Below are 8,713 nucleotides of genomic sequence, written 5' to 3'. Positions count from 1 at the left end.
GGCGCCCAACGCCGTGCGCTCATGCGACGCGAATTGTCAGACAACCCCTGGGGCGCGCCCGCGAAGCCCAGCTGCCGAACGGGTCCTCGCGATCCACCCCGACTCCATTCGGGCGTCAGCCGGCGGCGCCCGGCGGTGGCGTGGTGTCCTCCAGGAAGTCGAAGGCCAGCCCGCTGGAGGCCTCGCCCCGGCCGGTGCGGCGATGGGTGGCGAGCCAGAGCGAGACCCGGCCGTCGCTCCAGCGGGTGCGGTTGAAGGACGAGGTGATGCCGGTGCCGGTCTGCGGCACCTCCTCCTCGTGCACGAAGTACGCCCGGCCCTGGTCGAAGCCCTCGCGCAGTAGGGCCGTGCGGGCCGGCACCGGCTCGCCGTCGACGGCGCCGAGCATCGCCGCACGCTGCAACCGGATCTGACGGTTCTGCCCCGGAACGTGCACCGGGACGAACGGGATCCAGTTCTCCGGGACGGTGTTCATCGCTTCGTAGCGGACCGGCGCGGCGGCCGGCGGCGGCACCGCCGGCGGGTGCAGGGCCAGCCGGTGGGCGAGGATCTCGGCGGCCACCTCGCTGCCGCGCCGGGGCTCGCCGGTGGGCAGTCGGACGGTCTGCTCGACGCCCCACACCATGTTCGCGCTCTCGTCGCGGACCAGCACGACCTCCTCCAGCACCGGCCCCTCGGCGACCTTGGGCACGCTCGACGGCAGCAGGAGGTCGGTGTCCGCCGGGACGGACGCGTCGCCGATGGTGTCGAGGGTGAACATCGACCAGCGCTGCCAGTCGGCGTCGTCACCCGCCCCGGCGGGCGTGATCCAGAGCTTCCGGCCGAAGACGTCGGTCACCGCCAGCCCGCGGATCGAGGCGACCGTCCCGGTCGGGAGGTCGCAGGGCAGCTGGAACCAGTCGTTGCTGTAGACCAGCGCGAACTCCAGGAAGACCAGCCGCGCGAGGTCGGTGCTGTCCGGCCGCACGGCGGCGAAGTTGGTGCGCCCGTCCTCGACCGCCCACCAGCGCGGCAGCGGCATACCGGAGAACCGGACCGGCGCCGGGAACACGGTGCGGTTCAGCGGCGCGGGCGGCGGGGCGGCCCCGCCGAGCGGACCGGCCGGGTCGACGGAGAACGCGTGCCAGTCCAGCGTGCCGCCCGGGTACTCCTGCGCGGTCAGGACCTTCTCCGCCCCGCCGCTCGCACCGGCCGCGACCGAGAAGCGGTGCTCCAGGCGCGCCGGGTCCCAGGCGGTGTTGCCGGTGTGGGTCGTCGGGTCCTCGGCCGGCTGGTCGATCAGCGTGTCGAACCAGGCGGTCAGCCGTCGGGCCAGCTTGGCCAGCTCATCGCGTTGCAGGCCCACCAGGCCGTCGATCCCGTCGTGCGCGGGCCGTCCCCGCTTGAGGGCTAGGTAGAACTCGTAGCCGTCCATCCGGCGGCCGGCCACCGTTTGCAGGGCGGACCAGACCTCGGGGTGCGCCACCCTCGGGGCGTCCGCGTCCGCCCGGGGGTCGGGCAGCGCGACGGGGTAGCGGTCGACGTACTTCTGACGGATGTTCGGGCCGAGCAGGATCGGGGTCCTGCCGATCAGCTTCATCCAACGGCGCCCGATCGCCAGCCGCAGGTCGAAGGAGAGAACGGCAGCGGGCGCCGCTCGGCGACCGCCTCCAGCGGGCGGTCGGCGGGCAGCGGCTCCACCGCGCCATCGGCGGGCCGGAACCGGCTCGGCGGGGTGGCGACCACCGAATAGGTCGCGGTGACCGGCGAGCCGCCGTCCGTGCCGCGGAACTCGCCCATCTGCCACTGCCGGGTGAGCATCCACAGCGGGTCGCGCACCTCGGCGCGCAGCGCCCGCGCGAAGTCGGTGGTACGCGGCCTGCCCTCGATGCGGTTCCACAGGCCGACGGTGGGTGCGCGGCGGTTGTCCAGCGCCTCGCGGAGATTCTCGATCCGGGGCTCAGCCACGGGCCTTCCCTCGCAGGTTGGCGATCGCGAGATCGGTGCTGATGGTGATCGGCTGCCGGGTGGCGGACAGGACGGTGGCCGGCAGGAACTGGGCGTAGGCGGTGCCGTCGAGGTGGCCCGGCTCCACGGCCCGGACCCGGGCCAGGTCGAAGGTCTCCCGGACGGCGGCGACCAGGTCGTCCCAGACCCAGGCGCCGGTCCGGACCGGCGGGACGACCAGGAGCATGGTCTGCGGGGGCTCGGAGTCCGGGCCGTCGTAGTGCACCGCGATCCCGGTGGTCTCGTGCTCGGCCGGCACCACCTCGGTCCACTCGTCGAACAGCACCCCGCACCGCCGGGCGGGGCCGAGCAGGGGCTCGGGGGCGTAGTGGGCGGTGAACAGCAGCCGGTCCTCCTCGATCCGGGTGCCCGCCCGGAACTCCATCGCCAGTCAGTGGTCGCGCTCCCGGTAGGGGAACTGGACCGGGGTCAGCTGCGGCTCCTGCCAGCCGGGGACGTTGCCCAGCAGCCCGCCCGGCCCGCGCAGCGCGTCGCCCAGGGCGACGGCCTTCTCCCACAGCCGCGGCTTCTCCCGGACCCTGGCCACGCCGTGGACCCAGTCGTCCACCGGGAAGTCCCGGTCGAAGTCGTCCGTCAGGTGCTTCACCAGCCCGGGGCTGTCGGCGCGGGCCCGCCGCCAGTCCTGCGCCAGCTGGTCGGAGGGCGTGAACTCGGGCACCACCAGGACGTCCTCGCCGAGCATCGCCACCACCGCCGCGGTGGCCGCCCGGACCCGGTCGGGATCGGTCGCCGCCGCGTCGTGCTCGGCGAGCGCGGTGTCGGCGGCGGCGAGCCGCGCGGTGACGTCCTTCCGCAGCGCCTGTGCCCGGGCCAGCAGGTCGCGGCCCAGCTCGACGATCCGGTCCTCGTACGGCGCCGGGTCCAGGCCGACGGGGTCGAAGGCGGTCAGCGGCAACAGCGCCCGGACGTCGCCGACCAGACCGGCGAGCGTGGTGCGCGTGGTCCGGGCGATCCGCCGGAGCGCCTGCAGCCGGGAGTCGAACGCCGACCTGCGGCCGGCGACGACGACGCGCAGTTTGACCGGGGTCGACGGGCGCGGGCTGGTCGGAGTGGTGGTGAGCAGCCGCTCGGTCTGCTCCAGCAGCCGGAACCGGTCCTCGGCCGGCGTGGACGGGGGCAGCGCGTCGTAACGGGCGAGGAGCGCGTCCGCCTCGGCGAGCGAACGCCCCATCCGCGCGGCCGCCACCGCGACCGCCGCCAGGACGTCGGCGAACACGCCCCGGCGCCACTCGACCAGCTCCCCCCAACCGCTGCGCAGCAGGCCGAACAGACCGGCCGTGCCGGCGAGCTGACTGTGGGTGGAGACCAGCGCGTCGATCCGGTCGATCACCTCGTCGCGCCGCACCGGGGCCGGCTCGGGCGGGTAGAGCCGCGCCAGCACGGTGACGTGGTCGGCCACCCGGCCACGCAGGGCGTCCAGGCCCGAGCGAACGGCCGCGGGCCGCTCCCGGGGCACCGTGACCGCCTCGTCGGCCGAACGGTCGACCCCGGCCGGCCCCGAAGCCGGGACGAGGTCCGTGGGCCGCAGCGGCCGGGAGGTGGTCAGCAGCGAGCGCAGCGCCTCGACCAGGGGCGACACCTCGAACAGGGTGACCTTGCGGTCCACCCGGGTGGTGTACTCGATGGTCAGCGGGACGTCCGGGCGCGGCTTGTCCCGCGCGACGACAACGCCGAGGATCCGGTCGTCCAGATCGGTCATCGCCGTCTCGCGCGCCGGCCGCAAGGTCCACAGCAGGTCGATGGGCTGCAGTTCCAGGTCGAACTGGGTGACGTCGCTCCGGCGCGGCAGTCCGTCGAGCGGGTCGGTCCAGGTGACCCGGACCGCCACGTCCTGCTGCGCCGGCAGCAGGCCGGGCAGCCAGTCGTTGACCGCGGGTTCGGCCTTGGCCCGGGGGCCGTCGCCGCGGAACCTGGCGGCCCCGGCCTGCGGGTTGAGCCCCGCCGTGAGCTGGACGGCGAACCGGTGGGTCAGGGTGACGCCGCTGCGCGGGGTCCGTACGACGGCGGGCTCCGGCGGGAAGCCCTCCTTGGCGTAGGCGTCCAGGGTCGCGGTGGCGCGCTCGGCATTGCCGAGCAGCACCTGGTGGGTGCTCTCGGCGACGGCGAGGTCCGCCAGCGCGTCGTGGATGTCCAGCAGGTGCCGCAGCTCGGCGTTGATCGCGTCCTGCTCGTCGGCGGAGGCCGTCGGCATGTCCGGGGCGCCGAAGGGGTAGGTCGGTGCGGCCGGCGGGCGGGTGGCGCGGCGGACGAGTTCGAGCCCGTCGACGACGTTGCGGGCCTCGATCACGTCGATGTTCGCCCGGCCCTGCGGTGTCACCTCGGACAGCTTGCCCGCGCGCAGCGGGAACGCGCGTCGTAGCGCCGGGAGGAAGCGGTCGAGCTCGACGCCGGGGTGGTGGTCGTGCAGCCCGCGCTCGAACCGCCGCCCGAGCAGCGCCCCGAGCGAGTGGCCCGCCCGCAGCCCGTCGAGCAGTTCCAGGGCGATCCGGACCCGTCCGGAGCTCAGGTTCACCGCGAACGAGCCCGGGGCGGCCTCCGTCCCGTTGGCGAGGTAGCCGGCGCGCAGGACGGCGGCCGTGGTGGCGTGGCTCGGGGACGGGGCGTGGACGTAGCCGCCGTTGGTCGGGTCGTGCGGGATCTCGGCCGCCCCGAAGACCGTCGCGAGCTGCGGGTCCAGCGTGACCGACCCGAGCGGGTGCGCGCGCGGCCGGACGTCCTCCAGCAGCCCGTACGACCCGAGGTGGACGCCCGGGCGGGGCGCGCCGGTGCCGTCGGGCCCGAACCGCAGCTCGGCCAGCCGCTCGTTGGCCAGCCCGAGCAGCCAGGCGTCGAGCCGGTAGGTCGCGCAGTCGAGGTGCTCGGCGAGCACCCGTTCCAGCCGGGCGGTGGGCAGGTCGGCGAGCAGTTCGACGGCGCGCAGCTGCCCGGCGAGCGCGGCGGTCGCCGGGCTCGATCCGAGCACACCGGGGATGTACCGGTGCACCAGGAGGTCCGGGTCGGCGCTGCCGGTGACCGCCGGGTCGGGGGCGTACAGCTGCCGGTACCGGCTCTCGCTCACCGGCGGCACCGGCTCCCCGGGCCGCTGGGCGCGGACGTGGACGAAGAGCGGGTCGGCGAGGGAGGGGGCCGGGCGGCCGGCGGCGACCGCGAGGCGCCGCCCGGCGTCCTCCCAGCCGAGCAGGACGGCGTGCCGCAGCAGCAGGTACAGCAGCGCGGCCGGCGGGCGGTTCCCGGCGAAGCCGTTCTCCAGCCGCACCGTGTCCAGGTCGGTGCGCCCGTACCGGACCAGCCAGTGCAGGTAGTTCCCGGGATCGGGACCGGCCGTGGAGGCGCGCACCGGGTCGGTCTCGGAGAGCGGGCCGTCGTCCACCAGCGGGGCGAGCAGCGGGTGCTGCGTCCCGGCGAACAGCCGGCGGACCAGCGCCGGGTCAGGGCGCTCCGGGGGGTGTACCTGGTAGCCGAGCCGGGCGAGGAGTGCGCGGATCGGCTGCGGCATGTGCAGTACGTCCTCCAGCGCGGGCAGCACGGTGCCCCCGAGGCCGCCGAGGTTCTCCCGGTTGAAGACGTCCTCGACGCTCTGCGCGTACCGCTGGTGGTACTCGGCCGAGGTGGGGTGCAGGGCCAGGATGTCCAGCAGCCGCTGGTGCGGGTCCGGGTCGCCGCCGGCGAGGTGCGCGACCTTCTCGGCCGCGGTCCGCCAGTCGGTCAGGGCCGCGCTCAACAGCCCGTGCAGGGCGGTGCGGTGGGCCGACGCCGCCGGCCAGGCCAGCCGGCTGAACGCGGTGGTCGGCAGGATGCCGTAGGGCTGCCGACCGACCCGGACGGCCGGGACGGGGCCGCGTCCGCTGACGTGGCGGAGAAAGAAGTCGCGGGTGTCGGCCACGGTCTGCGGCGGCACGATCGGGTGCAGGGTGGTCTGCAGGAAGCTGCCCCAGGTCGCCGGCCACAGGGCGGTGTTGGCGGCGCGGGCGTCCCGCTGGTCGGTCCGGTCGGCGTTCGGCACCCCGGCCAGGACCGCGGGGTCGATGCCGAGCAGTTCGGCGAGGCACTGGCCGTCGGTCCTGGTGGTCCAGTCGCCGGGCGCGGCCGCGGCGGCGAACCCGGCCGCCGTGCGCAGACCGGCGTCCGCCTCCTCCCGGGCGTCCTGGCCGGCCGGTGCCTGCTCGGAGTTGTTGGTGGGGGTGCCCTGGGGCAGCAGCGCGTACCCGGTCGGGCTGCGCAGCTGCCGGGCGACCAGTCGGCCGAGGTCGCCGGCGGACTGCTGCGGGTCGGTGCGTTCGCGCAGCCCCAGCACGACCAGCCGGTCCACCCCTTTGCGGTTCAGGGCGTCGAGCGGGACGCGGATGCCCATGCCGACCTCGCACGCCGCCGTGAAGTCGGTCAGCCAGCGCAGCGGCGCGGGCACCCGGAGCGCGCCGGTCTGCTCGTTCACCTTGAGTTGCTCGCCGGGCGGTGTGTTCGGATCGGGGCCGACCACCAGCTCGTCGGGCACGGGCTTGCCGGGGACGGCGAAGACCTGGGTGCCGCCGACGTACCCGAGCGCCGTGAACCGGTCGGGCAGCAGCCCGGCCCTGGGGGCCCTGGTCCAGGAGTCCTGGGCCACCTGGGCCGGGTGCGGCAGCACCAGGAAGGCGACCACGACGCCGTTGCGCGGGTCGGTGGGCGCGGCGTCGATCCCGGACGGCCGCCGGGCGCGCACGGCCCGGGCCCGCTGCGGGCCGACGGCGGCGAGCAGTGCCGCGTCGGCGGACCGCAGCCGGGCGCGGTCGCCGTGCGCCCGCCAGACCGCCGTCCAGTAGCCGGCGCGGTGGGGCCGGTGAGGACCAGCACGACGGTGTCCGCCGGCAGGTTCACCGGCTGTTCGGCCGGGTTGGCGGGCGGGTGTTCCGCGCGCAGCCAGGCCGCCCGGCCGACCGGGACCCGGCCGGTGAACTCGTGCCACGCCACCTGTTCGGCGGCGCTGTCGCCGCCCGCCCGCCAGACCGCCGTCCAGTAGGCGCTCAGCGCGGTGAACTCGGCCTCGCCCGGCAGGGGTTCGAACTTGTCGACCGCCCACTCGTCCGGGAAGATCCGGATCAGCAGCTCGGTCTCGGTGAAGCAGGTCTCCAGCCGGACGGGGCCGAGCAGCACCGGCAGGTCGTCACTGAGCGGGGCGGGCATCGGGCAACATCTCCTGTGCGTGGACGGCGATCAGTACCGGTGCCTGGAAGAGCATGTAGGCGATGTCCGCGGAGCTCAGCCGGGAGTGCCAGAGCGGTAGCGCGGCGTCCTCGCGGCGCTGCTCGCGCTTCTCCTGGTCGTCCTCGGAGCCGTCGAACCGGACGAGCGGGACCTGCACGCCCGGGTCGAGGCTGACGAAGTGCCGGTCGAGCGGGTCGATGTCGCGCCAGGAGAGGTCGTTCCACACCTCGACCGCGGTGCCCGCGCCGTCGTCGGCCCCGAACCGGGGGTCGCCCGGGCGCTCCTTGATCACGAAGAACCAGCCGGGGTCCAGCGGCGGCTTCCCCCGCGCCTGGTCCGCCGTCAGGTCGAAGCCGAGCAGGGTGATGTCCGGCTCCACCCTGGCCTCGTAGATCGGCAGCTTGACCAGCTCCGGGGACGGGCGGTCGCCGTCCGGCACGTCGGCGAGGATCCGCTCCAGGCTGGGGTCGACCACGCCGTCCTCGTTCGTCGCCCAGGCGGCGCGGTGCGCGTAGACGGCGGCCGTCGGGTACTTCTTGAGCAGCTCGCCGCGGATCACCAGGACGAGTTCCTCCTCCTGGACGAGGTCGCGGTTGTCGTGCGTGCCGAGCGCGGTGTCCGTGCTCCAGCCGTCCATCCGGGTGATGTCGTAGAGGCGCTCACGGCGTTCCGCGGCCGTCTCGCCGGGCTGCGGCGGCTCCACCCTGGGGTCCCAGAACTGGCGGAACGAGGAGCAGCGCTGATCGGTCGGGAACTCCCGCCACAGCAGCTCGCGGGCGAGCTCGTGGTTGAGCCCGGCCATGAACGCCTCGATGAACTCCTGGTCGGTCGCCAGCAGCGTGATCGTGTTCGGCGGAACCAGTCCGAGGTTGGGCACGAAGGTGTCCACCGACATGTCCAGCAGCGACTGGTACATCGGCAGGTCGATGACCGGGTACGCCATCGCCTCCAGGAACCGCTCGGCGAAGGGCTGGAGACGCTCCGGGAGCCGCACCCCGCTCAGCAGCTGCCGGGGCACCGTCTCGTCGGCGCTCAGCCCGGCGAGCAGGGCGCCGGTGACCGGCGTGATGCCGAGCGGGAGGCGCTCCCGCGTCCGCCCGCCGACCACGGCGGTGTCGAGCCCGTCCTGGAGGTCCCGTAGGGCCAGCTTGAACAGCCGCGCCTCGGCGGAGTCCTCGCCGCCCGGCCGGGGCACCACCCCGTCCCCGGGCAGGCTGAGCACGAAGTCCGAGCTGGTCGGCAGCCCGCCCACCGGATCGGACGGTCCGGCCTCCTGCGTTCCGCCCTCCTGTGCTCGGGCCTCCCGCGCTCCGGCCGCCGAGGGTCCGGCAGCCGGCGGTCCGGCCGCCGAGGGTCCGGGTGGGTGCAGGACGTTCGCGAGCTGCGCCGGGGTGACGATCGCCGCAGGTGCGGCCTTGGGCGGCGCGGCGGCGATCCCGGTGGCCGGGTCGTCCATCCGGGGCAGCAGCGCGTCCGGCGGCTGGTTCGCGGCGGCGAACGGCAGCCCGCGCATGAGGCGCGAGCG

The 8,713-nt window shown here is 75.1% G+C and carries 4 protein-coding genes and 1 pseudogene; all 5 read right to left on the bottom strand.

What is annotated here, in order from left to right; genetic code table 11:
• Window positions 1–115: 115 nt before the first annotated feature.
• On the bottom strand, window positions 116–1,579 hold the full coding sequence (locus VR45_RS09385) for a hypothetical protein (protein WP_199925919.1): 1,464 nt from the start codon (window positions 1,577–1,579) through the stop codon (window positions 116–118).
• Window positions 1,576–1,947: a hypothetical protein gene (locus VR45_RS47855; protein ID WP_199925918.1), complete on the bottom strand. Its 372-nt coding sequence runs from the start codon at window positions 1,945–1,947 to the stop codon at window positions 1,576–1,578. Before VR45_RS47855 ends, VR45_RS09385 begins: the two co-directional genes overlap by 4 nt.
• Window positions 1,940–2,371 carry a hypothetical protein gene (locus VR45_RS47850; protein ID WP_078896363.1) on the bottom strand — a complete coding sequence of 144 codons (432 nt, stop codon included), beginning with the start codon at window positions 2,369–2,371 and terminating at the stop codon, window positions 1,940–1,942. The genes VR45_RS47855 and VR45_RS47850 overlap by 8 nt, the downstream gene beginning before the upstream one ends.
• Before the next feature lie 6 nt (window positions 2,372–2,377).
• Entirely contained in the window at window positions 2,378–6,949 is a 4,572-nt protein-coding gene (locus VR45_RS45460) for a hypothetical protein (protein WP_199925917.1), read from the bottom strand.
• Between the two features lie 198 nt (window positions 6,950–7,147).
• A pseudogene (locus VR45_RS09375) lies at window positions 7,148–8,713 on the bottom strand (hypothetical protein); the annotation flags it as partial.

The organism is Streptomyces sp. NRRL S-495 (assembly GCF_000966955.1).
Classification (GTDB): Bacteria; Actinomycetota; Actinomycetes; order Streptomycetales; family Streptomycetaceae; genus Kitasatospora; species Kitasatospora purpeofusca.
This window is presented reverse-complemented; position numbering and strand designations above follow the sequence as displayed.

Bases quoted from the DNA above. Each gene is read 5' to 3' on its own strand.
- VR45_RS47850 (WP_078896363.1), bottom strand. From the start codon at position 2,371: ATGGAGTTCCGGGCGGGCACCCGGATCGAGGAGGACCGGCTGCTGTTC.
- VR45_RS09385 (WP_199925919.1), bottom strand. From the start codon at position 1,579: ATGAAGCTGATCGGCAGGACCCCGATCCTGCTCGGCCCGAACATCCGT.